At 48.6% G+C, this 24,941-nt stretch carries 26 protein-coding genes and 1 pseudogene; 23 read left to right on the top strand and 4 right to left on the bottom strand.

The annotated features are described in order from the left end of the window. The first annotated feature begins 34 nt into the window (after positions 1-34). From BN1360_RS24650 to BN1360_RS24585, 14 genes are all read left to right on the top strand, one after another. The gene (locus BN1360_RS24650; RefSeq protein ID WP_068782460.1) at positions 35-2,878 is read left to right on the top strand and encodes a glycoside hydrolase family 9 protein; all 2,844 of its coding nucleotides are present in this window, start codon (positions 35-37) and stop codon (positions 2,876-2,878) included. After that, complete coding sequence (locus BN1360_RS24645) at positions 2,875-3,834, top strand: ROK family protein (protein ID WP_068782459.1); 960 nt, start codon at positions 2,875-2,877, stop codon at positions 3,832-3,834. The genes BN1360_RS24650 and BN1360_RS24645 overlap by 4 nt, the downstream gene beginning before the upstream one ends. Before the next feature lie 23 nt (positions 3,835-3,857). Further along, a complete protein-coding gene (locus BN1360_RS24640; protein WP_068782458.1) occupies positions 3,858-4,601 on the top strand; it encodes a 6-phosphogluconolactonase in 744 nt (247 codons plus the stop codon). Positions 4,602-4,613: 12 nt separating this feature from the next. Then, positions 4,614-5,258 carry a ThuA domain-containing protein gene (locus tag BN1360_RS24635; protein WP_068782457.1) on the top strand — a complete coding sequence of 215 codons (645 nt, stop codon included), beginning with the start codon at positions 4,614-4,616 and terminating at the stop codon, positions 5,256-5,258. Positions 5,259-5,260: 2 nt separating this feature from the next. Then, the gene (locus BN1360_RS24630) at positions 5,261-6,046 is read left to right on the top strand and encodes a sugar phosphate isomerase/epimerase family protein (RefSeq protein WP_068782456.1); all 786 of its coding nucleotides are present in this window, start codon (positions 5,261-5,263) and stop codon (positions 6,044-6,046) included. 53 nt (positions 6,047-6,099) lie between these two features. After that, on the top strand, positions 6,100-7,422 hold the full coding sequence (locus BN1360_RS24625) for an ABC transporter substrate-binding protein (RefSeq protein WP_068782455.1): 1,323 nt from the start codon (positions 6,100-6,102) through the stop codon (positions 7,420-7,422). Between the two features lie 80 nt (positions 7,423-7,502). Further along, a complete protein-coding gene (locus BN1360_RS24620) occupies positions 7,503-8,450 on the top strand; it encodes a carbohydrate ABC transporter permease (protein ID WP_229521102.1) in 948 nt (315 codons plus the stop codon). Further along, on the top strand, positions 8,440-9,306 hold the full coding sequence (locus BN1360_RS24615; RefSeq protein ID WP_068782454.1) for a carbohydrate ABC transporter permease: 867 nt from the start codon (positions 8,440-8,442) through the stop codon (positions 9,304-9,306). Before BN1360_RS24620 ends, BN1360_RS24615 begins: the two co-directional genes overlap by 11 nt. Before the next feature lie 6 nt (positions 9,307-9,312). Further along, positions 9,313-9,744: a VOC family protein gene (locus BN1360_RS24610; RefSeq protein ID WP_068782453.1), complete on the top strand. Its 432-nt coding sequence runs from the start codon at positions 9,313-9,315 to the stop codon at positions 9,742-9,744. Then, the gene (locus BN1360_RS24605) at positions 9,732-10,730 is read left to right on the top strand and encodes a zinc-binding dehydrogenase (RefSeq protein WP_068782452.1); all 999 of its coding nucleotides are present in this window, start codon (positions 9,732-9,734) and stop codon (positions 10,728-10,730) included. Before BN1360_RS24610 ends, BN1360_RS24605 begins: the two co-directional genes overlap by 13 nt. A gap of 155 nt (positions 10,731-10,885) precedes the next feature. Then, complete coding sequence (locus BN1360_RS24600; protein ID WP_068782451.1) at positions 10,886-11,650, top strand: ThuA domain-containing protein; 765 nt, start codon at positions 10,886-10,888, stop codon at positions 11,648-11,650. A 5-nt stretch (positions 11,651-11,655) separates the two neighbouring features. Next, positions 11,656-11,988 (top strand): hypothetical protein, encoded by a 333-nt coding sequence (locus BN1360_RS24595; protein ID WP_068782450.1) that lies wholly within the window; start codon positions 11,656-11,658, stop codon positions 11,986-11,988. 575 nt (positions 11,989-12,563) lie between these two features. Further along, positions 12,564-13,205, top strand: a complete 642-nt coding sequence (locus BN1360_RS24590) for a hypothetical protein (protein ID WP_068782449.1) — start codon at positions 12,564-12,566, stop codon at positions 13,203-13,205. A 337-nt stretch (positions 13,206-13,542) separates the two neighbouring features. Then, a complete protein-coding gene (locus BN1360_RS24585) occupies positions 13,543-14,235 on the top strand; it encodes an MOSC domain-containing protein (RefSeq protein WP_068782567.1) in 693 nt (230 codons plus the stop codon). Between the two features lie 166 nt (positions 14,236-14,401). Here the strand turns inward: BN1360_RS24585 and BN1360_RS26145 are convergent, their stop codons facing one another. Next, on the bottom strand, positions 14,402-14,485 hold the full coding sequence (locus tag BN1360_RS26145; RefSeq protein ID WP_220687457.1) for a putative holin-like toxin: 84 nt from the start codon (positions 14,483-14,485) through the stop codon (positions 14,402-14,404). A gap of 252 nt (positions 14,486-14,737) precedes the next feature. Between BN1360_RS26145 and BN1360_RS24580 the strand changes: the two genes are divergently transcribed. The 5 genes and pseudogenes from BN1360_RS24580 (at position 14,738) to BN1360_RS24565 (ending at position 17,183) form a co-directional block, all read left to right on the top strand. Further along, entirely contained in the window at positions 14,738-14,932 is a 195-nt protein-coding gene (locus BN1360_RS24580; RefSeq protein WP_068782448.1) for a hypothetical protein, read from the top strand. A gap of 123 nt (positions 14,933-15,055) precedes the next feature. Beyond that, positions 15,056-15,163 (top strand): annotated as a pseudogene (locus tag BN1360_RS26480) (zinc-ribbon domain-containing protein); the annotation flags it as partial. A gap of 6 nt (positions 15,164-15,169) precedes the next feature. Further along, complete coding sequence (locus BN1360_RS24575) at positions 15,170-16,042, top strand: DUF2628 domain-containing protein (protein ID WP_068782447.1); 873 nt, start codon at positions 15,170-15,172, stop codon at positions 16,040-16,042. A 143-nt stretch (positions 16,043-16,185) separates the two neighbouring features. Further along, a complete protein-coding gene (locus tag BN1360_RS24570) occupies positions 16,186-16,710 on the top strand; it encodes an RNA polymerase sigma factor (protein WP_229521101.1) in 525 nt (174 codons plus the stop codon). A 59-nt stretch (positions 16,711-16,769) separates the two neighbouring features. Beyond that, positions 16,770-17,183: a hypothetical protein gene (locus BN1360_RS24565; RefSeq protein ID WP_068782446.1), complete on the top strand. Its 414-nt coding sequence runs from the start codon at positions 16,770-16,772 to the stop codon at positions 17,181-17,183. 64 nt (positions 17,184-17,247) lie between these two features. Here the strand turns inward: BN1360_RS24565 and BN1360_RS24560 are convergent, their stop codons facing one another. Further along, positions 17,248-18,171, bottom strand: a complete 924-nt coding sequence (locus BN1360_RS24560) for a S66 peptidase family protein (RefSeq protein WP_068782445.1) — start codon at positions 18,169-18,171, stop codon at positions 17,248-17,250. A gap of 221 nt (positions 18,172-18,392) precedes the next feature. On the opposite strand from BN1360_RS24560, the gene BN1360_RS24555 reads away from it, so the two are divergent. Next, the gene (locus tag BN1360_RS24555) at positions 18,393-18,743 is read left to right on the top strand and encodes a RidA family protein (protein WP_068782444.1); all 351 of its coding nucleotides are present in this window, start codon (positions 18,393-18,395) and stop codon (positions 18,741-18,743) included. A gap of 120 nt (positions 18,744-18,863) precedes the next feature. Here the strand turns inward: BN1360_RS24555 and BN1360_RS24550 are convergent, their stop codons facing one another. After that, positions 18,864-19,322 carry a hypothetical protein gene (locus BN1360_RS24550; RefSeq protein WP_068782443.1) on the bottom strand — a complete coding sequence of 153 codons (459 nt, stop codon included), beginning with the start codon at positions 19,320-19,322 and terminating at the stop codon, positions 18,864-18,866. Between the two features lie 324 nt (positions 19,323-19,646). Here BN1360_RS24550 and BN1360_RS24545 point away from each other — a divergent pair, with 324 nt between their 5' ends. The 3 genes from BN1360_RS24545 (at position 19,647) to BN1360_RS24535 (ending at position 23,906) form a co-directional block, all read left to right on the top strand. Further along, positions 19,647-20,933 carry an S-layer homology domain-containing protein gene (locus BN1360_RS24545; RefSeq protein WP_068782442.1) on the top strand — a complete coding sequence of 429 codons (1,287 nt, stop codon included), beginning with the start codon at positions 19,647-19,649 and terminating at the stop codon, positions 20,931-20,933. A 190-nt stretch (positions 20,934-21,123) separates the two neighbouring features. Continuing rightward, the gene (locus BN1360_RS24540) at positions 21,124-23,421 is read left to right on the top strand and encodes an outer membrane protein assembly factor BamB family protein (protein WP_068782441.1); all 2,298 of its coding nucleotides are present in this window, start codon (positions 21,124-21,126) and stop codon (positions 23,419-23,421) included. Further along, positions 23,418-23,906 carry a hypothetical protein gene (locus BN1360_RS24535; protein ID WP_068782440.1) on the top strand — a complete coding sequence of 163 codons (489 nt, stop codon included), beginning with the start codon at positions 23,418-23,420 and terminating at the stop codon, positions 23,904-23,906. Before BN1360_RS24540 ends, BN1360_RS24535 begins: the two co-directional genes overlap by 4 nt. 44 nt (positions 23,907-23,950) lie before the next feature. Here the strand turns inward: BN1360_RS24535 and BN1360_RS24530 are convergent, their stop codons facing one another. After that, positions 23,951-24,820, bottom strand: coding sequence for a LysR family transcriptional regulator (locus tag BN1360_RS24530; RefSeq protein ID WP_068782439.1), 870 nt, complete (start codon positions 24,818-24,820; stop codon positions 23,951-23,953). Positions 24,821-24,941 lie beyond the last annotated feature (121 nt).

Below are 24,941 nucleotides of genomic sequence, written 5' to 3'. Positions count from 1 at the left end.
TCTAGGTAATAGAACCGAAATGGAGAAAACAGCTATGACAAAGCTTTTGTTCAGTAAACAGCTTCAAGACAGCAAAATGATTCATCGTCCGCTGTTTTTGGATGAAAACGAGTATTTTGAAAAGACGCTGGAAAGCACGCCGGTCCTGCTAAGCAAAAGGCTGGATCAGCTGGAGAACCTGGATGCCTGGACGGCAGATAAGCTAGCCGAATTATCGTTAAACGATGAACATTTGTGGAATGGCAAAAAAACCTTGAAGTTTTCCACGCCTACCCGTCTGGATCATTGGCCCGAAAGCTATGCTCGTATTTACACAACGCCTTACATCAGCAGGCATTTCGAGCATGAGGATTGGACGGCATATGACCGGATCTCGCTTTGTATCCGGCCGGAAATGCCGGGCTTCAAATTTGTCAGCCTGCATTTGCAATTGGTGAATGAAGGAGTGGAGCCGGTGCCGGATCGTTATAACCGCGAGGGGTGCCACAACATCAATTTGAAAAATCATCAATGGAATGAGGTCAGTATCGAAATTCCGCATGTGGCGAGGGATAAGGTCACAGCCCTTAAAATCGGCTACGACATGATCGGCAACGAAAACGAGGCAGTAGACCGCTCCTGCTTTTACATCGCGGCCCTTCGGCTGGAGAAACTGGAGCGAACGGCAAAATGGAGCGGTTGGGAGCCCGCCGAAAGCAGCATCGTCTTTTGCGGCTCGGGCTATCAACCCGGTGCAGCAAAGACCGCCATCGGCGGCTCCGGTTTGGCGGACAGCTTCAAGCTGGTCGATACGGTCACTGGACGGATCGTCTTGGAAAAGGCGGTAGTACGGTTAGAGAATAGTCAGGGTGTTTTTTCCATTCTTGATTTCTCCGAAGTCCGCTCTGTAGGCCGCTATCTGATCGTTTGCGGAGATCAGGTTACGCGTACCTTCCCCATCGCCGAGGACATCTGGGACGATTCCATCTGGAAGACCATCAACCTGTTTTTTTGCGAAAGATGCGGGTACGAGGTGCCGGGAGTACATAAATACTGCCACGGCAACGTGCTGAATCACCACGAAGGCAAAAGCGTTGTAGCGAACGGCGGCTGGCATGACGCAGCCGACATGTCCCAGAACCTGACGAATACCGCCGAAGCCGTGTATTCCTTTTTTCACGCCGCTATCGAACAGCAGAGCAATACGCCTTTGTTCGAACGGTTGATCGAAGAGGGGAAATGGGGATTGGATTTTATGCTCCGCACCCGGTTCGGCGACGGTTACCGCGCAATGGGCAGTGGAGGTTCAATCTGGACGAGTCACATCGTTGGCGCTTGCGACCAGCTTGACAGCGAAGCGCAAAACCTGGCGATCGAGAACTTCATGGCCGCCGCCGCCGAAGCGCTGGCCGCGCAAGTGCTGGAAGAAGCCGACCCAGCCCAAAGCAGGCATTTGCGACAGATTGCCGTGGAAGATTTCGGTTTTGCGTACGAAAAACTGGATGCCGAGGAATACACGGCATCGATGGACCCGGCGCGCGTTTCTTCCAAGGTTTTGCTCTATAGCGCGGGAGTGCTCGCGGCTTGCCATATCCATGAGATTACCGGCGACGGTTACTTTGCGGAGAAGGCAGCGGAAATTGCCCGGCGGGTCATGGCCTGCCAGCAGACGGATTATCCGGATTGGGAAGTGCCGCTGACGGGATTTTTTTATCGGGATGAGCAGAAAACGCAAATTCAGCATTACAACCACCGCTCGCATGAGCACGAGCCGATCATGGCGCTGAGCCGATTGTGCCGATTGTTCCCGGATCATCCCGACTGGACGCGTTGGTATCATTCTATCGTGCTTTATACCGAGTATTACAAGACAGCGGTCGGCAGTACTGCACCTTATTTTATGAGTCCGGCATCGATTTACCATGAGGACGAGGCGGATCAGGACGCCGAGCTGTTCCTGAACCAGCAGGCTTTTGCCCATCCGGGGATGCTGCGGGAATACCGCCAGCAGGTACAAAATGGCATGAAGCTGGGTCAGGGCTACTATCTTCGCCGGTTCCCCACCTGGTTCAGTTACCGGGGCAACAATGGCCTGGTGCTGGCCGGCGGCAGCGCGGCGGCGTTTGGGGCGGATGTCCGGGGTGACGCTTCGCTGATGCAGCTGGCCCGGCATCAACTGGAGTGGACGGTCGGCAAAAATCCGTTTGGCCAGTCGCTGATGCTTGGCGAAGGCTATAACTACGCGCAGCAATATGTTTGTTTGCCGGGACCAATCAGCGGGTCGATCTGCGTGGGCATTCAAAGCTACCGTGACGAAGATTATCCGTATTGGCCGCAAACGAACAACGCCGTGTACCGGGAGATGTGGGTGCATCCCAGCGTCCGATATTTGCTGCTGGCCAGTCGGCTGAACCGGCCTGCTGCCGTATACGGCTGGCTGTCGGATGCGCCGGAAACGGTGCTGGAAGCGGAGTGTTTGGCTACCGGCAAAGTAACGACAGTTAAAACGAAGCCGCGCACGGGCGAATTCCGGCTTAGCTTGCCAAACGGTGAATACCGCTTCCACTGGCAGGGAATGACCAAGCGGCTGACGTTGATCGGTGGACGCAAATACGAGCTGAACAACGTATTTTCGGATTACGAAGCAACAAGTCAGGAAGAAAGCGGTATCGTTGGCATCCGGCTGTCCGTCAGCGGCAAGGATGCTGTGGCATTTACCTTTCGCGCAGTAAACCTGGAGCTTGCTTCCGGGCCAGTTGTCGTGGCTCCCGGTGAAACGGTGGAACTGAAGGCAAGAGTGCTGAATACCGGCCGTCCCTGGTTTGCACTGGCCGTACCCGGAGGCGATCTAGGCGAAGCGATTGAACTGCTGCCGGACAAGGAGGTGACACTCGGATGACGGCCATTTCTGAAGGAGAAACCGTACTTGCGCTGGATCTTGGTGGTACCAAGCTGTTGATCGGTGAGGTGGATGGCGAGGGGCGGATTCTCAGTTCAAAGCGTTATCCCTCCGGGCCGCTGACGCAGCGGCAGGCAGTCGATCTGATCTATGCCTCCCTGGACGATTATCTGGAAACGACCGATTTGATCGGCAGGGAACCGGCGGCCATGGGTGTCGGTCTGGTCGGATTGGTGGAGGCTGCTGCCGGCAGGTGGCTGATGATCGATCCCGGCCGGAAAGAGGAGATTCCGTTGGCCGGGCTGCTGGAGCAGCGCTACGGATATCCGTGCCGAATCGAAAACGATGTTAAAGCGGTCGCATTGGCCGAGCAAAGGTTTGGCTCCTGCAAGGAGGTGGAAGATTTTATCTATATAAATATCGGAACGGGGATCGCGGCCGGTATCGTAGCTGGCGGGCGGCTGTTGCGCGGCTGGCAGAACGACTCCGGAGAAGTCGGGCATATGACGGTGGATTACACGGGGAATACGCCGTGCGTCTGTGGCCGTTTCGGCTGCGCCGAAGCCATCGCCTCCGGAGGCGGAATGGATCGTCGGCTTCGGCTGCTGGGACAGAGATACCCGGATTCCCCGCTGCTCACACTGGCAGCCAAAGGCTTTGTCCCCGCAGAGCAGCTGTTTGCCCAAGCGGAAGCCGGAGATCCGCTGGCGGCCAAAATCGTCACCGACGCAGCGGATGCGGCGGCTGAACTGATCCTGAATCTGGTGCGGGTCAGCAATCCCGAACTGGTCGTGCTGGGTGGAGGCGTAGCCGACAGCGCGTGGATGAGACGCGAGCTTCCGAAACGCCTGAAGCTGCCGGTTATGGAGTCGGTTCGTCGGGGTTTGACGTTCACTACGCTGAATCCGGCATCGGCGGGACTGATCGGAGCGGCCGCGGTAGCTCTGAAGGGATAATTCTAACAAACGGAGGGTACCTCATGAAAATCACCATTGAGAAAGACGAGCAGGCGTTTGACACGGCCGCTGCCTGGCGGATTATCGGACAAATGCTGAGAAAGCCGAACGCCGTGATCGGCTTGTCCACCGGGCAAACAACGGGGGGGATGCACAAGATCGTCTCTGACATTTACCGGCAATACCCGTTTGATGTATCAAAAGTGACGATCTTTAACGTGGATGAGCTGACGAACCTGGATCGAAGTTACCCGGGCAGCTGTTATACGATGATCTACGAACAGCTTGTCAAGCACCTCGGTATCCCCGAGGAGAATTTCATTATGCCGCCGACGATGTCGGACGATTTTGAGCGGGAGTGCCGAATTTTTGATCAAAGGCTGGCTGTACGTGGCGGTGTGGATCTGCAAATGCTCGGCATCGGCTTCAACGGTCATATCGGAATCAATCAGCCGGGCACCCCGTTTGAAAGCACAACCTGGGTATCGCCGATGGACCCTATTTTCGAAGCCAGAGTGCGGCGGGAAACCGGTGTGGGACCCGATTATCCGCTTGGTGGTCTGACGCTTGGCATTAAGAACATTATGCATACCCGCCATCTGGTGCTTGCAGCCAAGGGCCAGCATAAGGCCGATATCATCGAGCAGGCTTTGTTTGGCCCCGTAAACGCGGATATTCCTGCATCGGTGGTGCAGCTTCACCCGAACTGCGAAGTGTTGCTGGATGTGGCGGCGGCGTCCAAAGTTGTCCATCGGCTAAAGGCTTAGGAGGCGAAAAAGATGAAAAGTGCGCTTATTATTTGGAACGATTACTATCATCCCAAGGAAGTGCTTATTACCGCTGTGGAAAAGCTGTTTCCGCCGGACAAATGGGATGTTCGCAAGACAGAGCGGGCCCGCGATTTACTGGAGCTGTCAACGCCGCCGGATTTGACTGTATTTTTCACAAACGGCCGACCGGAAGGCGAAACGGATTTAAGCTTTGCGGAGCAGAGGCAAATTGTGGATAAGGTATGCGGTGGGATGGGGATTCTTTTTTACCATGCGGGACTTGTATTGATTGACGGGGACAGTCCGTTTTACCGGGAACTGAACTCCGGCCGATTCGTGCATCACCCGGAGCAAAGCGATGTAATCGTCTCGCCGCTGTTAGGTGTATCCCATCCGATCATCGAAGGCGTCGGTGTATTCCGGCAAAACGACGAACATTACTTTTGCCAAGTGGACGTAACCCGGACCCGGCTCCTCGCTTGCGCCACCTCCGTTCATCTCACTTCGGCAAGCGTCTGGTGCCATGACTACGGGCAGGGGCGCGTGGCCGGGATCAGCCAGGGACATACGCCGGAGATGCAGAACGACCCGGAAATGCTGAAGCTGACCACAAACGCCATTCGCTGGCTTACCGAACAAAATCGGGGGGAGTAACTGTGAATATTGCGCTTGCATTATACACCGTTTACGACGAGCTACAGCAAGACCTGGAGCATACGCTCCATACTTTGCGGAAAATGGGTTATAACACCGTGGAATTTTACGGAGAAACGTTGTGGCCCGCAGCTAAACTGAAAGAGCTGCTGGCGAAGTGCGAGCTGGATATTTGTGGCTGGCATGTGGAATGGAGGCTGCTCCAGCCGGACACCATCGGGGAGACAATCCGCTATCACAAGGAGCTTGGCAATGCCAATATTGTTATCCCTTGCCTTGGTGGTCCTTGGAATGTCGCCCATACGGCCGAAGAGAACAGCGCTGCCGTTTGGGAGCAGCACGCCGGCGAGATGAACCGGATTGCCGGCGTGCTGGAAGCGGAAGGCATGAGGCTTGGCTACCATACCCATGCTCATGAATTTGAAGACAGCTTTGATGGTGTGACGCCGTGGGATATTTTGCTGAGAGCCACAAAGCCGTCGATTTTTCTGGAGCTGGACACCGGGAATTGTTTGGAGGGCGGAGCAGACCCGGTCCTTGCCTTAAAGCAGGCGGCAGGAAGGTTGGAAACCATTCATTGCAAGCCTTTCAGTTCGTTTTCCGGGGTCGAGGCTGGAATATCTGTCGCCAGTGATTTGAATGATTGGCCGTCGATTTTACAGGCGTGCCGCGCTGGAGGCTGCCGCTATTTGGCGATCGAAAACGAAGCCTCCGGACGAGGAAGCAAATTTACCGTCGCGCAGCAGGATTTGCACGAGCTTGAAAAGCATCTGTTTGACACGCCTTAGTTTAAAACATTTCGGAGATGTCCGATGTTTACTTTTAACAGGGGGGATTTTAAATGGTTAAAAAAGCGGTGGCATCTATTCTGGTTTTTGTTCTTTGTTTGGCGTTGACAACCTGCGGCGGTTCGAATTCCGGCTCCGGCGGAGCTTCCGATTCGGCGAACGCTTCCAATTCGTCCAATGCTTCGGAACCAACGGATTCCTCGGTACCGGAGAAACACGATCCGGTTTCGCTGGAGTTCTGGACCTTATCTTTGCAGCCAACCTTTACTGATTATGTAAACGGTGTCATTAAGGATTTTGAATCGCAGTACGACTGGATTACCGTAAAATGGACCGATTTGCCTTACGACGCAATGCAGCAAAAGCTGGTTGCCCAAATCGCCGGCAGCAAAGCGCCGGATGTCGTGAACGTCTGGACCACCCTGCTGCTTGGCATGGCTGGCAAAGGAGCGCTTGTTGATCTAAAACAGGAAGCGACGCCAGAACAGCTATCCATTTACCAGGAAAGCCTGAGCAAATCCAACGAAGTTGGCGGATCATTGTACGGTTTCCCTTGGTACGTAACCCCTCCAATCACGACATACAATACGGAATTGCTAACAAAAGCAGGGTTTGACCATCCTCCGGTTGATTACAACGAAATGTTAGAGATGGCCAAGACCGTAAAGGATAAAACGGGAGCTTACCTGTACTTTCCTAACGAAATGTGCCAGGTGTTGTACAGCAACGGCATTCAAATTCTGAACGAGGACAAAACGTCGGCAGCATTCAATACTCCGGAAGCGGTAGAGCTATTGACACGTCTGCAGCAAGGTGTCAAGGAAGGCTGGATGCCAAGAACAGATTGGAACAACTGGGATAACATGATCAAGCTATACGCACAGGATAAGCTGGTGCAAATCAGCTTGGGCGCGCAAACCGTAACCCGGATTCAAAACGAAGCCCCGGATTCCGTCAGCAAGACCAATGTAGCTGCTCCTCTGCTCGGCACGGCCGGTATTGCCCAGGGCGCGCTGCAAAGCTTGGCTATTCCGAAGGCTTCCAAACATCATGAAGAGGCGATATTGTTTGCAAACTTTCTGTCTAACGATGAGAATCAGCTGGCTTTTGACAAATTGGCGGCTATTATGCCTACAACCAAAGCCGCAGCAGAGGATTCCTTCTTTACCTCCGATACAGAAAGCCTGGAAGGACAGGCTCGCGCTGAAGCCGCCAAAGCCACCGCAGTAAGCTTTGACCTTGGCCTTGGCGTAGAAAAAGAAAGCGAAGTTGTGTCTACGGTCAACGGTATGTTCGAATCGATCATGCAGGCGAACAAGGATCCGAAAACCGTTCTGAACGAAACGGAAGCGAAGGTTAACGAGCTTCTGAAATAAGCAGCCATCACGAACACCCGGCGGCAGGCTAAGGCAGTCCTTCTGCCGGGACTCTTTTTTAGACAGAGGAGATGAATGATATGGCGGGTATGGGTGCCGCTGTTAAGGAGCCGGGCGTCGGTGTGATTGCGGGCAAACGCAGAAAGCTTAGCAAAAAAATGAGAAGCAGCCTGATGGCTTATGCCTTCATGGCGCCGGCTTTGATCCTATTGGTGTTGTTTGTGTTTTACCCGATTGTATACAGCATACCGCTGGCCTTTACCGACTACTCGGCTATTGGTGACACCAGCTTTGTTGGTCTGGATAATTTCAAACGTGCCTTTGCTGATTCGGAATTCTGGACGGCGATGAAGAACTCAGCTTTATTTGTAGCCTGCGTGCCTGTTTTGCAGATTCTGTCCATTTTGCTTGCCGTTGTCGTTAATGCAAAGCTGAGGGGTATCACGTTTTTCCGGGTGTTGTTTTACATTCCGGTTGTGACTTCGATGATTGCGATCTCCATTATGTGGAGTTTTATTTTCAACCCGGATGGCATTATCAACAGCGTGCTGCTCAGCAACGGCATTATCAGCCAGCCAATATATTTCCTGGCGGATACCCGTTACGCGCTTGTTTCACTGATGTTCGTAACGATTTGGCAGGGGCTTGGTTATTACATGATGCTTTACCTGGCCGGGCTGCAATCGGTACCGGAGGAAATGCAGGAAGCGGCAATGATCGACGGAGCGGGCAAAGTTACGGTATTCTTCCGCGTGACGCTGCCGTTGCTTAAGCCGTATATCTGGTTTTGCACCCTGTTCAGCGTACTATCGGCTTTAGGCGTGTTCGATATCGTGTTCGCGATGACTAAAGGCGGGCCCGACAAAGCCACGATGGTCATGAATTTGTATACGTATAACAAAGCTTTTGGAACGTTTGAATTTGGATATTCCGCGGCTGCCGGTTTGATCATGAGTGTAGTTACGACAGCGTTCAGCTTGGTTATTTTCTTCTATGGCAGAAAAGGGGGAATGAGTTATGGCGAATAACAGGGGCAGTTCCACAGTTGGCTATTCCGCTGGCAGACACCGCAGCGGCAAGAGCATCGTCCAAAAAATTTTGTTGTATCTCATTCTGATCCTGGTGGCGGTCCTTTGCGCAGGCCCTTTTCTCTGGATGCTCAGCACCTCGTTTAAAGGAAACGAAAATATTTATGAGATGTCCTTGTTCCCAAGGCATCCGACCTTTGCTAATTACGTAGGCGTTGTGCAGTTTTTGGACCTGCCCATCTATATCTGGAACACGTTTGTGATGACGGCTCTCGGTATTTTGCTGGATGTCGTGTTGGCTTCGCTTTGTGCGTATCCTCTTGCGAAATTTGATTTTTACGGAAAAAAGGTTATCACTGGCGCTTTGCTGGCGACGCAAATACTCCCCGCTGCGGCCGGGCTAATTGTTAACTATATCACGGTGGGGAGCCTTGGGCTGATGGGCAGCTACTGGGCTGTGATCCTGCCGGGCTCGGTGGCCGTGTTCAGCATTATTTTGTTCCGACAGGCTTATTTTTCCGTTTCGACCGAGGTGATGGAGGCTTCGCGGATCGATGGCGCGTCGGAATTTAAGATCTGGTATAAAATCATGGCACCGCAAATTCTGCCCGCCATTTCCACGGTCATCATTTTTGATTTTATTAATAAATGGAATAATTTCCTGTGGCCGATTATCGTGCTGAACCCGGACAAATATCCGATCGCTGCCGCACTGAACTATCTCGGAGGGACGTTCAATTTCCAATTCGGTTATATTGCCGCGGCGACGATTATCTCGATTGTACCGATCATTATTGTGTTTGTATTTTTTCAGAAAAATTACATCAACTCCGTGGCCGGAGCCGTGAAAGGATGATTACTTATGCAGCAGCAAAACCGGAGTTTGCCGAGCCTGCATCATATAGGAATGACTTCCTATCATTTTGAGGATACGGTGAGATTTTACCAGGAGGGCCTTGGTTTTACGATTAAGCATATTTGGGGAAGAGACAAACGGGTTTATATGATGGATATGGGGGATGGCTCCTGCATTGAGGTGTTCGAAGGCGGAGCGGAAGATACGCCGGCCTGCGGCCGTTGGCTGCATGTGGCGCTGCGCACGGATGATATCGAGGCCAGCTACCAGCGGGCCATCGAAGCCGGGGGCAAGCCCAAGCTTGCGCCTACTTTTGCCGATATTTTGGAGGCCAAGCCGCGGCCCGTTTATATGTATTTTGCCTATGTTATCGGGTTTGACGGGGAGGAGATCGAATTTATTCAGGAAGTGGAGGGGGCGCCGGAATGGGAGAATTAATGAACCACTGCGTACGATTTATTCGGAAGCAGGAGGCCCGGTTTATTTCTGAAGAATTTGGGGACCGGCCCTTGCTCTCGGGTGAAATATTGGGAAAAACAGTGGTTTCAATGATCTCGACCGGCTCTGAGCGTGGTGGATACATGGATTATAACGACAACATGGTCTATCCGCAGGTGACTGGCTACGCGGCTGTTCTGGAAGCGTTGGAAGTTGGAGAGGGCGTGACAAAGGTGCGCAAAGGGGATTTGTTGTTTGCGGGTACTCCCCATCAATTGTATAACCGGGTTCAGGAGGAGGACGTTGTGCCGATTTCGCCGGGACTTTCTCCGGAAAAAGCAGTTTTCTGCCGGTTTCCCGCCGTCTCGCTAAGTTCGATTTTACAAATGCCAGTCCGCCCTATGGAGCCTGTATTGGTCACCGGACTGGGATTGGTTGGGCTGATGTGCACCCAGGTGCTGCAAAACTTCGGCTATGACGTATGGGCGGTGGACCCGGTGCAGCGGCGCCGGGATAACGCACAGCTGAGCGGTATTTTGCAGACGGCAGGGGATATAGAAGAGGTTCCGCAGGAACTGAAGGGCAAGTTTGGCGCTGCTTTTGACTGTAGCGGAGAGGAATCAGCCATTTATGCCTGCGCAGAGGAGCTGCGGCATGGAGGCCATCTGTTTCTTGTGGGTGTTCCCTGGCGGAAAACAACTGAGGAGGACGGGCACAGCCTGCTGTTTAAAATCTTTTACGGCTTCCTGCACGTCCATTCCGGTTGGGAGTGGAGCCTGCCGCGAAAATCGGGCGATTTTTTGCCGGGTAGCCATTACCGCTGCCTGGAAAAGTCGCTGCAATGGATTGCCGAAGGCAAGCTGCGCACGGATCATATCGCTTTGATGAAGGACCCTTCCGACTGCGGCCGGGTCTATCGGGAAATCGGCAAAGACGAGTTGCAAAGTAGGGCAAGTTGCGTTCTGTTCGACTGGCGGGCCTATTAAGATTAATCGAACAAGAAGAATAGTGAGGCGCAGGCTGTGACAGGCATTATTGTTCTGGTTGTGAACAGAGCAAATGAGCGAGTTGCAGAGGAGCGTATAGTTGCTAATGAAGTTTCATAGAAAGAGTTGTCCAAACAGCATGGGGAGGAAAACTAGTGAACGAGATTCGGGTTACTATATTCTGCGAGCATCACCAGGATCGATTTGAACCGGTCAAAAGCGTATATCCGAACGGGATGCACGCCGCGATCGCTGCGGCTTTTGCCGAAGAGCCAAGCTTTCGCTTGACCATTGCCACGCAAGATATGCCTAGTCACGGGCTTACGAAGGAAGTGCTGGAGCATACGGATGTGCTCATCTGGTGGAGTCATCTTGATAACAACTTGCTGGACGATGCGGTGGCGGACGAGGTTTGCAGGCGGGTTGTCAGGGATGGCATGGGTTTTGTCGCTCTGCATTCGGCCAGTTTCTCCAAGCCGTGGCAGCGCCTGCTGGGGATTGAATATGAAGCGGGGGAATGGGGACGTTTTCGCACCATGCCCAAAGGGGAGAGGGAACGGCTGTGGATCGTTGCGCCCGGGCATCCCATTTGTGAAGGGCTTGAAGATTTTATTGAAATCCCGCAGGATGAGATGTACGGAGAGCCGATGCTAATCCCCGAGCCGAACAAGCTGCTCTTTATTGCCTGGTGGGAAGGCGGGGACGTTTGCCGCAGCGGGACGTTGTTTGAGCGAGGACGCGGCAAAATTTTCGGTTTTACACCCGGCCATGAGGAGTTTCCTATCTATGATCAACCGGAAATCCACCGGGTTCTCCGCAATGCGGCCCGTTTTCTTGCGCCTCCCGGAGGCGCAAGAAAACGGGCCGGAGAGGGACATTTATCCGGCGAAGCGTTGGAAGATCTATCGCACCGGATGTAGAAAGCATGGAGCTCGCCGATTTCAGATCGGCTTGGGAATCAGAAGCGTATCGTTTCCGTAACGGATTCTCCATGAATCTTTTCTACTGTTTGCCTGCTGCTGAGGGAGTGACAGGCAGCAAAAGGGATGGAATAGCAAAAATGCTGGCAAATCTGCCAGCATTTTTTGTTTATGTAAGGCGGATTCTATGTGATAGTTACTTCTTTCCGGGAGGAATGGGAAGCTATCAATTTTCTCGTAAAATCAAAAATCCTGTGTCAACAATTTATTGGAGACACAGGATTCTATTGAAAATCCGCTTTCACTTACCGTTGTATCGCTTGGAGATATTTGTTTGACCTAAAATATAATTAATATTTACGTTGTAAAACTCGGATAGCTTAATCAGCACAGTGCTTAGTAGAATTGGATATAGATGTGACTCGAATATCTTATAGAAGCTTCTACTATTAATATTTAGTGGAAGTTTTTTTGTTGAAATATGAGGAGTATTGTTCGACAATTAATTCCAATTTTATATTACAATAGGCTTATAATACAATTTGACTATCTCAAATTGTGTTGATTAATTTTACATCCGACGGTTGAAGGCGATAAACATTATGTTATTCCAATTATAAAAGAAGAACCGTTCAAATGCTTCATGAAAGATTTTATTTTGACTTTGGATATCCTTATTAAGGATACAAATACAAAAGCAATTTCAAAAGATGCAAGAGTCTCAACGATGACAATAATTTCAGATAATAGTGTATTCATGCTGGGGGCTACGCTCTGTTACGTCCTTAATAGATTAAAATAGAGATCTAAATAACTTGTGAACAGCTCTGTAAGGCTAAGTTTGGACTTAGCCTTACAGAGGTTCGTACATGCAATAATGTTAGATAATTTTCAGAAAAGGAAGGGGATAGCTATGTACCAAGATGATAAAATATTTATATCAAATAATTTTAGTAAAGAGGAATATATTAATTTACATTTGACCCATTATAGTAAAGATCGAGTTTGGGAAAAAGCAATTGATATTTTTGATGATAGAATCAAGGGGCGTTTTTTGAATTCAATAGAAAGCATTTTAGGACTGAATGAATTTACAAATGCTTTTTCCGCAACGGCGATTATGTGTTTATTAATCGAGACTTTATATCAATTTCACAATGGTATTGATGAATCAAAAGAATTAATCAGTGGAAGGAGATATCGGGGAATATCGAAGTTAGCATTTAGGAGATTTTTTACTAGATCTGAGTACTTTAAACATTCCTTTAATGATAGAGTTGCTGGGGTTTTTTATGATGATATCAGATGTGGGATTTTGCATCAGGCTCAAACTAAAAATGGATCGCAATTGACAACTGATAGCTATTTACCACTTGTATCAGAAGTTGATAATGGAATAAGAGTAAATATTATATTGTTCTACGAGTCATTACTTAAGGAGTATCAAAATTATATTAATCGTTTGTTTGATCCTGCGAATTATGATTTGCGATTAAACTTTATTGTTAAAATGGACTTCATCGCGAATAAATCAAATAGAGCGAAACTGGCTTAATATGCCGATTTAAAGCACGCTACTATGCACCAGCTTCTGAAGATGTGCGCCTTGGAAAAAGAAAAGTGTTCTAGGCTTATGTAGTAATAGTAGCTGTTGAGAATTATCAATTTGGTATTCCGACGGTAGATTACGCAAAAAATGATGCCATTGAATTTCGAAACTGGTTAATAATTGATAACCCCAAATACAAAGGTTGGTCTCATTATAAGTGGGGTGATGGGAGGGTGTCCAAAGTTTGAGCTTCGGACAAGCGACTGAATTTAGAAACCTGGTATATAATAGAAAGACAATCATTTATCTCGTTCCCAATCCCACAACGGAGGTGACCCCCAAAATGAATGCCAAAATCATATCCATCAACATAGGTAAACCTACACAGATTCAATATAACAACAGAGAACTTTCCACAGGTATTTTCAAGACGCCCAGCGATAAGACTCTGTTCTTGACCTCGGTCAATTTCGAGGGTGATGGTCAGGCGGATCTTGTTCATCACGGAGGCCGAGATAAGGCAGTCTGTGTTTACCCCTATGAACATTATCCCTATTGGGAGAATGAACTAAATCAAAAGCTGGAATACAGCGCCTTTGGGGAGAATTTGACGACGCAAGGATTGTTGGAGACGGGGGTTTGTATCGGCGATATTTTTCAGCTTGGGGAAGCGGTTGTGCAGGTGAGTCAGCCCAGGCAGCCATGCTTTAAATTGTCTGTAAGATATGGGGCACCCGACATGCCGCTGAAGGTGCAGGAGACCGGTTATACTGGCTTTTATTTCCGGGTGCTGCAAGAAGGGCTAGTATCGAAGGCGGATAGTCTGATTAGAACGAGCTGCCATCCGATGGGGGTTACTCTTGCCTACGCTAACCAGATCATGCACCGGGATAAGAATGACACCGAAGGGATTAAGAAGATCCTTGAAGTGGATGAGCTCTCGGCAAACTGGAGAAAAACTTTTGTGAAGCGTCTGGAAGGAAGTGCAACGGATACCAAGGAAAGACTGACAGGTGATAAGGGGGAGAAGGTATAGACCCACTCAAAAAATCCCCTGTAAAAGCGTTATAAAATGAGCTATAATAAGGTAAGAATAAGTAAGGAGCCGTGCTGTAACACGACTCCAGTGTACAATAACTGCATAAAGAGCAGTCGGCCGCTAAGTGCTGATCGAAATAGACCGTTTCCTTAGGCAGGGCGGTCTATTTCTTTTTCATGTAGGTGAGCAGTGCCAGAATGAACATGCCGAACATGAACATTAAGGAAAGCGCATCTTTAACCTCCATGGGCATCACCTCCCTCCTGGGAGACTAGCCGACCACCCTTACAGCCGTATACTGTACTCTCAAATTATACCATAATGAATGGAATAAAACTGGTGTAAGAACTATAATTATCAAGTAGAAAGAATAATAGAATTCCCCTCACATATGTGAACCCAATGGGCAAGTAGTAGCTACGCAGATTGAATAAATCGGTCTTTTAATGCTAATTTTCCTCTCAGTACTATTATTTTTACCCGGATCGGAGGCCAATCCATGAATCACCGAGATAAACTAGAACAACAGAAGCTCGAAGATTACAAGAAAAATCCAACCATCAATATGGCTGATTCGATAAACCGCTCGGTGAGCGGTGATTTAGAAGCTCTGACAAGAGGAAGCTTCCTGACAAGGATCCTAACGACTTTGGTCGTGATCGGGGGATTGCTTGTCTTCCTATTGCTTAAATAGTGTTTCAGTTTGGTTAAATTATTTATTCGTTAAATTATTCCATGGTTGTAGTAGAATATTACCTATAGATAGCCCCTAAATTCATAAGGTTTATATGTGAAAAACGTGAAATGACGAACGGTAGTGGTAATATGGGTGGAGGATGGTGAGGATTGTTTGGAAGTAAGATATTGTTCTTCATGCGGACAAAGTATAAGTGCGACCGCTCGCTTCTGTACAAACTGTGGGAGACCTATAGTGGAACAGGCAGAGCAGCTGGATGCCCAAGGGCAAGTGTACGAGCAGCGGGAACAGCAGAAGCTGATACCACAGCGGGAGGCATACCAGCAGCACGATCATGAGCAGCAGATTTTTCAAGAGCAATCATTTCCACAACAAGATTATCAACAACAATCGTATCGGCAACAACCATATCAGCGACCGGACGATCCTCAACCGGGGGATCAACAGCGACCATATCAGCAACCGGAGGATTGTCAAAAACCGCATCATCAACCGGGATATCAACAAAGGGATTATCAGCAGCCTGGGTATCAGCAGCAAGCTTATGAACAGCCGCAAGCCTACCAACAGCAAGCATATTCGCAACAGGCCTATCCACAACAAGTTTACCAGCAACAAGCGTATCAAACCCCAGCATGGCAACATCCACAATCCAATCCTTATGATACACCTGAAGCAGAATGGTTATGGTTATATTCCCATAGTGATAGATATGTAGAAAAATGGATTAAAAATTCAAAGTGGAACTGGGCATCTTTTCTTTTCTTTCCGTTTTGGGCGGGGTATCGGAAAATGTATGCCGAGTGCGCGATCTATACAGCCATCTTAGTTGGGCTGGTCTTCATTGAACTATTATTAGGCCTTCCACTTAAGGGAGCCTATATTGGAATTTATATTTTATGCGGAACATTAGGCAACAAACTATACTATCAGAAGGCTCAAAAAGAGATTGATCATATCCTGGCTCTACACGGGGATTATGAGCTCCGTCGCAGTTTGATTTACGAAAAAGGTGGAACCAGTGGCTGGGGCATTGTCTATGGGATAGGTATGTTTCTAATCGGAACCATTATAGGGCTTCTTTTGGAAGAGGGATTTTATTATTAAATGTTGTTAATACATAACTGAAATATCTGCTGGACAAGGACAGTTCTCAGAAAGAGAACTGTTTTTCTATTTATAATCTGAAATCCAATGTCCCTTTTACCGCTCCTTAAGTGTTACACGTAGGTAGAGAGGAGGATGGCTTGATGGAGTTTGTTGAGGAATGCGTAATGCAAGTTAAAGCGGGCGAAGCGAATAAATATGTACATATCGTTGAGACGTTCCAGGCTCCGATTTATCGATATTGCAGTCGTATGTTAGGGAATCGGCAGGAGGCGGAGGGTGCTGTTCCGGACATTCTGGTTAAAGCTTATGAAAAAATAGACAAGTATAATCCAACGGGCAGCTTCTCATCCTGGCTATACAAGATTGCGCACTACCATTGTTTGAATCTGCTTCGTAAACGCAGTCTCCAGCGTAAATTCCAGAGTTGGTTCCACCAAGAGGCGATTGCGGAAAGTGCGGAGCAGACGATGACAAACCGTTTATTCGGGGAGCCTTTGGCATCTGCTATAACAGCTTTAAGCGCGGATGAATTACTGATATTACGGGTGCTGAGGAGAAGTCTTTTGCCGAGATTGGAGAAATTTCCAGGAAAAGCACGGAAGCGGATATTTATCCTACTTTGTTTGGTATATTTATCATATAGGATACATTCTCTTTTCTGTTAATGATTATAGTTTAGGATTGTGAGTCGATTAAAAGTATCTAGATATGATGGAGGAAAATGATGAGAGCGAGCATCAGTATATGTTTTTTAGTTGTTGTTCTACTGACAGCGTGCAATAATCGTCTAACAGAATCCGTAAGACCTCAGAATACGAATGGAAAGGCTGAGATTCTGGAAGTAACCACGGATCTAACGAAGAACGCAGGTTGGTGGGTTGTACCAGAAGATGCCACAACAATGACGATTCATGTAAAGGCTAAAAACATTGAAACGGTTCTATTTTGGATTGCTCCTGCTGGCACAGAGACCTGGGGGGAAAGGGAACTTATTGGCTATGATATAGAGGAGGATAACGGCTGGTCTTTGACCTGGAATTTTGGTAGCCGGGCATTTCATGACCGTATCTATATTCAAGCTCTAGGAAGCGATGGTACTACACAGGACAATGAAACCATGGGGGTAACTTCAGAGTAAAGATAGTATTAAATCGGACAAATTCATTCCAAATCACGGATTCCCCGAAGGATGCCCGCAAACGTTATATACTGACGGTAGGTTCAAGCACAGTTATCGAACTATTGATTGAATCGAGATTCACCGTTGCGCCAATTGGCAAAGCCGCTTTATAGACACCATGGCCCGTAGCCAGATTTGTTATTAGGGGCTTGCCGAGAGGTACTATGAATTCTTCAATTATATCCTCATAGGACTTGCCATATGCTGCTTGGCAGCCCGTGCATTCCCCCATAACAATGCCGATGCAATCATGGAATTTTCCAGCCAGCTTCAAATGATTTAAGTATCTGTAGACGGTATTGGTAGGTTCATGGGTTTCTTCAAGAACGAGGATTTTTCCTCGTGTATCGATTTCGTATGGGGTGCCTAAGGTATCCACAAAAGATGTCAGATTACCGCCCACTAACGGCCCCGTCACATTGCCGGGTACCCGGCTAATCAGCGGCATTCCCGGCGGATTCAGGATCGGTCTGGTTAATGAGTAAAGGGATGTCGCCGAGAAAAATTGGTCGAAATTGTAGTTAGGTGTGCCGGAATTGAAGTCAATAAGCAGCAGACTATGGAAGGTTATTAAATCTACAATTTCATACAGTACGTTTAATAATACCGTGATGTCACTATAGCCTGTAATGATTTTGGGATGGTTCTGAATCACATTATAGTCCAGGTACGGAAGAATTCCGGCCACACCTGTACCACCTCTGGTGGGCAGAATCATTCTAACCTGCTCGTCCTGAAACATCATCATTAAATCGGAGGCTCGCTGCTCGTCTGTACCGGCTAGAAAACCATCTTGTGCATATACGTATTGACCCAATCGGACATTAAGCCCCATTGCCTTCAAAAATTCGATCCGTTCATCAATTATGTTTGCAGCTAACGGGCTGCCTAAAGTAACGATGCCAACGGTATCTCCCTTCTGTAATATTGGCGGACGTATCGGCATATGCTCATCTTCCTCTCCTGAAAATAGAAGAAGCCATTGTAATACCTATTTTTAGATTATATTGACAAAGTCGACAATGCAGTACTAAATAGCAGCAAGTGGCTATATTATGATCGGTTGAATCTGAACGGATTTCATAGAAATTAATTATTGCTATTATAGAACGTATGTTCTATAATTTATAGTGACTTAAATATGATGGAATAAGGAGGATGTTAGCGATGATAAATCGAGTTTCCACACCTTTCAGTTATTCATCAGCAGTTGTGGCCGGGGATTACATATTCTTAGGGTTGCATAGAGGGTTTGGCGAGACGTTTACGAAGCAGATTCATGACACCTTTGAACATCTGAAGAAGACACTGCTACAATGCAATGCATCATTGGATAGTGTCGTAAAGGTCCAAGTATATCTAAAGAACATAAAGGATTTGCCCGAAATGGAAAAGGTCTTTTTTGACTACTTTGAGACAGATCGATTTCCAGCCAGAATGACCTCAACGACTGAGTTTATTGATTCGGATTGCCTGCTGATGATCGATGGAATAGCCTATCTTCCAATATCTCAATAATTAAGCAAAATGGCGAAAAGATAGTCTGGCTTACTATCTTTTCGCCATTTTTAATCATCAATTCTAACGCTAACATATGGATGTCCTTGCACCTTGTAACCAGAAACCGTTAGATTGATCTCAAATACGGACCTCCGGCGCACGCAGCTTCAGCGTCAATTCCTTGCCGTCAGGAGCTTCCTTGGTTTCAGCCACAGTCCAGTTCACAGCCAAGCGCTGATGAACCAGTTCAGCTTGCTGCTCGGTGAGTTGCAATTTCTCGATGATGCCCTCGCCTACCTCAAAATCCTGACCGCCTTGCAGGCCAAAGGCTTGCTCCAGCCAGCTTTTTAGCCCGTTGCGGGTATTGAAGGTCAGACGATATCCTTCCTTAATAGCTTCGGCCAGTCTCTCTCCATGCTCTTCGGCATAGCTGATGAAGTGCTCATACTTGAAGCGTTCATCTTCGATTTGCCGAAAGGCAGCAACATCCTTGGCTTCGACTGCAGCCAGGATCGCCTGGTCAGACATTCCTGCTCTGCGGGCATGCTCCAGCAAGATAGCGGTGCTCTGCGATAATTTAATAGATATATGAGTCATGTCTCTCTTCCTCTCCATCGGATACTAGTAAATCAATAGGATTACCCTATATTATAGCGTGTGAACCTTAAAAATAAAACGATTCTATACCTACAACTCTCGTCTAGGTACTAAGTTATAATCCCAAATACCTTGCGGTATCGGTATAAAGTTGCAAAGTCGACCGCCGGCGTTGTCCATCAAGCGACATTTTTCGAACATTTGTAACGGTTTTTGGCGGCCCGTACGGCCTATTCACAATTGTCCGGAATTGTGGTTTTCTGAATAATGGTGCAAGATTTTGCTGTCATGCAGCTTGTATTATATTATTCAGGGGGCATATCTATGAGAATTCATTTAATCAAGCCAAGAGGTGTGCGTATCCTCCTATCTCTCAGCTTGATCGTCGGACTATTTGCCGGGGTATCCCAAGCCAAGGCGGGTGCGGTACCCGTAGAAGCGAAGGAGCCGGTATTCAAAGACATCAAAGGGCATTGGGCGAGACAAGAGATCGAGGCTATGGTACAGCAAGGCATTCTGGACGGTTACCCGGACGGAAGCTTCCGCCCGAACGAGCCGGTGAAGGTCGATCAGTTCATCAAAATGTTAATAATGTCTTACAGTGAGCAGCATCCCAATCTGGAGCGAACCTGGAAGAGCTCCTTCCTTGACTCCCTCTCGGAGGAGAATCGGACGATCCTGAAGCAGGATTACCGATATTTCGATTTCAAGCCTGCGATGACCGGGTATTGGGCTAAGCCTTACATAGATGTGGCAAGTGATCTGAATTTTCTAAATAAAGGCCGGTACAGCGATTTTCAAGCGAATATGACCCGTGAAAATGTAGCGGAAGTATTGTTCTACACTTTACAGGAAACCGAGTTTCTGGAGGATGAACAGTTCAGCCGTTCAGTTGCACAAGGTTATGGGGATTTAACCAGCGCTACTGATCGAGAGCAGAAATTCATTGCGGAGTCCTTGATCAAAGGAATCATGGAGGGATATCCGGATGGTAAATTTGGCGTAGGCCGTTATGTCACCCGCGCTGAGTCTCTGGTGATCTTAAATCGCCTGACTGATAAAGCAAAGCGTATTCCCGTGCTTCCACGGGTCGATATGCTGCAACGGCTTGTGCCTACGAACGGGGGCGGACAGAAAATCGTTGCTTTCCCGGACAAGAAGATGTGGGATGCTTACGATACGTTAAAGCAGGCGGGGCAGCTGCGCGGAACCAATTATGATCTGTTTGATACGACGCTGCGCCTGTTCAAGGATGAGAAAGAGAAGAAAGCGGTGCAAGAGAGCACAGCATTGGGGGCTACAAGCGCGAAGGCTGCTACCGAAGAGGCGGCGATCTGGCTCGACCCGGCCTACAATACGTATGGAATTACGGTGCGGCTGCGCGAAGGCACCCTGGCGCGAAACAAGGAGCCCATCCAGCTCTTCGCCAATCAGTTGTTCTCTTATGACGCGATTGCCTTCAATCGCTGGTTCGATGCCATTTGCGCCGAGGTTGAAGCGGGCAGATCATTAGCTTCCAAGCAGGCTGATCTCGGAGATTATACCGTCAATGTTCTGGTTGATAACTCAGCCAAGACAGTGGTATTCTCAATCGCCCTCAAAAAGGGATAATTGCAGAAAATGATCGCAATGACAATAAGCCTTCGGTTTTCCTAAACACAGGGAGCTGAGGGCTTTTTGTTATTCTGTTGCATATCATTCCAGAACTTTTCCGAATGTCCCTCGTCTAATGAAATAAATCACTCTATTCGGTAATAACTAAGCGCATAATCTGATCATGGTTCATAAGGGAGCTGAGGCGATGTTATCGTTAAGCAAAATGGCTGCTGGGCTGAGTTTATGCACGGTGTTAATACTTTCTCCGCTAGATGCTGCTCTGGGGGCTGAAGCTGGTCATACCACGTTTGCCGCAACTGACTTCTCTAGTACTGTACTTCCGAAAAAGGGGGATTCCCTGGAGGCACAGCAACGGGTTCCTCTTTTTCCAAAGCAGCTGACCGCCAAGAGCGACATTCATAAATTAAACGCCTCATATTACGGGCAGAAGGGAGAGCGATTTAAAGTCCGTGATATGAAGGGCGAGCTGCTTAAAATTCATTCCGATGATCGGGGTGAGGTTTGGACCCCGCTCTGGTATTGGACAAAGGATGCAGGTCAGGTAGTACAGCTTGGAGAGCTGAGGCGGATTACTCTAAGCGGCAAGGCCAAGCTGGCGTTAACCCCGAACAGTTCGATCACATGGGATAGCCAAAGCCAAGCGGCAGGTGATGCTGAATGGGTTGCTGCAGCCCAATGGAAGAGCTGGGTTGCTGTACTCGTGAATCCCGAGCCATGGCAGCAGGATGGAGAAATCTATCAGCCGGTTCTACTGTGGATTCAGAAGCAGGATATAGCGAGTGAAGCTCCGCTGCCACCGGGAAGCTTTGCCCCTGGCTCCAAGATATCGACGGATATGTTCAGAAATATAGCCAGCTGGCTGCTGGTTCCCGGCACAGACAGTTCAGATGTGAAGAAGCTGCTGGGCGCACCGCAATTTATAGAGACTTCAGGGAATTTGCAGCAGGAGACTGGAAAGCCGATGCAGCTCGGGAAGACCTGGCGTTACGAACGGCCTGATGGGCAATTCTTAGTGACTTTCTCTCAGGAAGGCATGCTGGAGAGGATCGGTTGGATCATTCCTGGGGCAAATGAGAGCAGGAGCATCTACACTGGGGAAGACTATCGTTATTCATATCATTTTATGAATACGCCTATGCCGGAGACGTTGCAGGCAGATCCGTTATGGAGACAGCAGGGGGATTTGGATTTTGCTTACCTGCTGGCGGCTACGCCGGACATATTGTTAATCAAGGGAGATGACGGCGGTTTTAGCGGAATGCATCAGAGTTCTAATATATATGCAGTCACCCGGGCGGATGGCAAAAAGCTGTGGCAGGTAGAGGCCGGGTTTGGAATTTTGCAGGCGGAAGCAGCCGGGGAACTGGTCACGATCCTGACGGATTACAACCCGGAGGCGAAGCAATATGAGAACCGATTGCGGCAGATTCGTTTATCCGATGGCAAGGTTCTATGGGAGAAAAAGTCGGGGGACTCAGGGGTTAGAGCTGGAATGGGACTGGCGCAAAACAGCGTAATTATGCTGGAGACTCCGGATGCGGGGGAGAAGGATCAACCCGCGCAGCTATCTGTCTTTGACAATACCACGGGCAAGCTGAAATGGAAGCGTGAAGTCCCTGCAGAGGCACAAATATTCAATGCAGGTAGTCAGGATCCCTATGTACTGGTTCGCGATCAGAATGCCTTGAACAGTTATGATCCGAATTCCGGGCGGGTGAAGTGGGCGGTTGAGCTCCAGGGGCCGCAGTCTGACTACGCGAGCTACGATGCCTACTATCCGGGTGGACCAAGGATTAATCCGTTTGAGCCGCCTTCGTCCAGTCGTTGGATGCTGCTTGGTGATCACTGGATGCTGTTGGATTTGCAGACGGGGAACAGCTTGGCCGATTATGCCTTGACTGCTAATGAACGCATCGAGCTGATCGATCAGCGTTATTTGCTTGTGCAACGCCCGATGAAGACCGCCGATCATACCGGCATTAACCGGAGCGAGGAGCAGTATGAATCAGCCCTGTATGATGCGGAGCGAGGGCGGGAGCTATGGACGATGAAGGGGCGAGCTTCCAAGGGAACCATCGCCGGGGATGCATTATATCTTTTGGCTGACGGGATTCCTGCGGCGGTAAGGCTTGATGATGGTAAACCGATCTGGCAAATGAACCACATCACCGCCGAGACAGAGAATATGTCCTATTTTGCCGGAGGCGGGTATATGGTGATGAACGATTACTTGCTTCTCCCGTATGGCCCGAACCTGATCGTTATCGATCGACAGAGCGGAGAACTGCTGGGACGAATGGAAAATATGCTGATGGGCTACGCAGAGCTGCGTGAGCTGGAATCGCGCAACGGAACAATCAACAGCTCGGGAGACGAACTGTATGTTGGCACGGCCAACGGGGCGACCGTGCGGTTTAGCTTGCGTGAGATAGAGCAGGAATTCATTTTGAGACTTGATTCTGTGGAGGAAACATCGTATTGAGTAAGAAAAAAAGCATAATATTGATAGGTTTACTCCTTTTCGGACTGCTGAGTTATGTTTTATATACTGGGTATATGTATACAATAAGTTTCTATAAACATGAGCATGTAAAGGGAGTAGTTATAGGACTTTTTGAAAACAAGCCCGGTATAGGGGCAACGCTTCAACAAATTAGAACCACGGACGAAGAAGAGATCGCTGAAGTAATCCGGCTCCTGGAAAGTAGAACAGCGATCAAATTATTTCCTCACACAGGTCCGATAAAAAATTATTCGAGTGATTCCTTTGAATTGCGGATTGAGTTAATATCTGATAATAATCTAACGCTAGAGTACAAAATGGACTCGTTTGGGGATGTGGAAGTAAACAAGGGATTTAAGCACAAAAGATCAAATACGTTGATTTTTGGCGGAAGCGGCAAGCTATGGTTCAATGATGTCAGAGCCTTGTTTGAGAGGAAAAAACAGAATCTTCTATGGTCATAATTCAAAGGAGTGAACGGTGAATACCCAACTCACTCCTTTTTTGCTTATTCCTTACTGAAGCTCTCCAGGAACTTTCTGGCCAGAGAGGACATGTAACGATCCTTGATCCAGATCGCTGCGACCCGGGTCTGGAGGGAGGGATTGTCGATTACCTTATAGATCAGATTGCTGTGGTTCGCCAGCTCGAACGCGGATTTCGGGATAATTCCGATACCGAGGCCGGCATTGGCCCATAGCAGGGTGGTCCGGGCATCATCATTTTTGCAAAAAAGGTTTGGATCAAAGCCCGATTTCTGGCATGTTTCGCGAATCAACTGTTCGAATCGACGGTAAATGATCAGAGGGCGCTCGCGGAGTTCATGGATCTGGATGGTATCCCGTTCGCCGCTCCAATCCAGCTCCGGGGGCATCACGGCGATCATCGGCTCGCTCTCGGCATATTTGTAACCTATCCCCGCATTATGAAAAGGAGTTCTGACGATCCCCAGTTCAATGACTCCACTCTGCAGCAATTCAATGACCCTGAACGTGTTGCCCTCGTGAATTTCGAATTTGATCCCGGTGTAAGTTTTGTGAAATTCGGATAATCTATCCTTTAATAACGTTGCTCCTGAGGAGGACACTGTACCGATCGTCAATGTGCCTTTTAATCCTTTGGCAAAATCACTGACCTCTCTGGACGTCGAATCTGTTAAATCCACAATTTGCTGCGCTCTGCGGCGCAGAATCTCCCCGGCGTCCGTAAGCCGGATACTCCGCGGACCGCGCTCAACGAGCTTCACGCCAAGCTCCTCCTCCAACAGCTTAAGCTGCTGGCTAAGCGGGGGTTGGGCCATTTGCAGCTTTTTGGCGGCCGAGGTAATCTGGCCTTCCTCCGCAATCGTCAGAAAATATTTCAACTGCCTGATGTCCATAAGATTCTCCTTTTGTATTGGCATATTAATTTCATATAGATTAGATATAAATCAAATATTATTAATATGGAAGATGTTATGTCATAATCATATCCGGTAAATCAATTTCGTCAAACGCTTT

This window comes from Paenibacillus sp. GM2 (genome assembly GCF_900069005.2).
In the GTDB taxonomy this organism is placed as follows: Bacteria; Bacillota; Bacilli; order Paenibacillales; family Paenibacillaceae; genus Fontibacillus.
This window is presented reverse-complemented; position numbering and strand designations above follow the sequence as displayed.

Bases quoted from the DNA above. Each gene is read 5' to 3' on its own strand.
- BN1360_RS24550 (WP_068782443.1), bottom strand. From the start codon at position 19,322: ATGACTCATATATCTATTAAATTATCGCAGAGCACCGCTATCTTGCTG.
- BN1360_RS24540 (WP_068782441.1), top strand. From the start codon at position 21,124: ATGTTATCGTTAAGCAAAATGGCTGCTGGGCTGAGTTTATGCACGGTG.
- BN1360_RS24565 (WP_068782446.1), top strand. From the start codon at position 16,770: ATGAGAGCGAGCATCAGTATATGTTTTTTAGTTGTTGTTCTACTGACA.
- BN1360_RS24545 (WP_068782442.1), top strand. From the start codon at position 19,647: ATGAGAATTCATTTAATCAAGCCAAGAGGTGTGCGTATCCTCCTATCT.
- BN1360_RS24605 (WP_068782452.1), top strand. From the start codon at position 9,732: ATGGGAGAATTAATGAACCACTGCGTACGATTTATTCGGAAGCAGGAG.
- BN1360_RS24640 (WP_068782458.1), top strand. From the start codon at position 3,858: ATGAAAATCACCATTGAGAAAGACGAGCAGGCGTTTGACACGGCCGCT.
- BN1360_RS24625 (WP_068782455.1), top strand. From the start codon at position 6,100: ATGGTTAAAAAAGCGGTGGCATCTATTCTGGTTTTTGTTCTTTGTTTG.
- BN1360_RS24615 (WP_068782454.1), top strand. From the start codon at position 8,440: ATGGCGAATAACAGGGGCAGTTCCACAGTTGGCTATTCCGCTGGCAGA.
- BN1360_RS24530 (WP_068782439.1), bottom strand. From the start codon at position 24,820: ATGGACATCAGGCAGTTGAAATATTTTCTGACGATTGCGGAGGAAGGC.
- BN1360_RS24595 (WP_068782450.1), top strand. From the start codon at position 11,656: ATGGAGCTCGCCGATTTCAGATCGGCTTGGGAATCAGAAGCGTATCGT.
- BN1360_RS26145 (WP_220687457.1), bottom strand. From the start codon at position 14,485: ATGGAGGTTAAAGATGCGCTTTCCTTAATGTTCATGTTCGGCATGTTC.
- BN1360_RS24620 (WP_229521102.1), top strand. From the start codon at position 7,503: ATGGCGGGTATGGGTGCCGCTGTTAAGGAGCCGGGCGTCGGTGTGATT.
- BN1360_RS24570 (WP_229521101.1), top strand. From the start codon at position 16,186: ATGGAGTTTGTTGAGGAATGCGTAATGCAAGTTAAAGCGGGCGAAGCG.
- BN1360_RS24650 (WP_068782460.1), top strand. From the start codon at position 35: ATGACAAAGCTTTTGTTCAGTAAACAGCTTCAAGACAGCAAAATGATT.
- BN1360_RS24590 (WP_068782449.1), top strand. From the start codon at position 12,564: ATGTACCAAGATGATAAAATATTTATATCAAATAATTTTAGTAAAGAG.
- BN1360_RS24610 (WP_068782453.1), top strand. From the start codon at position 9,313: ATGCAGCAGCAAAACCGGAGTTTGCCGAGCCTGCATCATATAGGAATG.
- BN1360_RS24635 (WP_068782457.1), top strand. From the start codon at position 4,614: ATGAAAAGTGCGCTTATTATTTGGAACGATTACTATCATCCCAAGGAA.
- BN1360_RS24560 (WP_068782445.1), bottom strand. From the start codon at position 18,171: ATGCCGATACGTCCGCCAATATTACAGAAGGGAGATACCGTTGGCATC.
- BN1360_RS24580 (WP_068782448.1), top strand. From the start codon at position 14,738: ATGAATCACCGAGATAAACTAGAACAACAGAAGCTCGAAGATTACAAG.
- BN1360_RS24555 (WP_068782444.1), top strand. From the start codon at position 18,393: ATGATAAATCGAGTTTCCACACCTTTCAGTTATTCATCAGCAGTTGTG.
- BN1360_RS24645 (WP_068782459.1), top strand. From the start codon at position 2,875: ATGACGGCCATTTCTGAAGGAGAAACCGTACTTGCGCTGGATCTTGGT.
- BN1360_RS24585 (WP_068782567.1), top strand. From the start codon at position 13,543: ATGAATGCCAAAATCATATCCATCAACATAGGTAAACCTACACAGATT.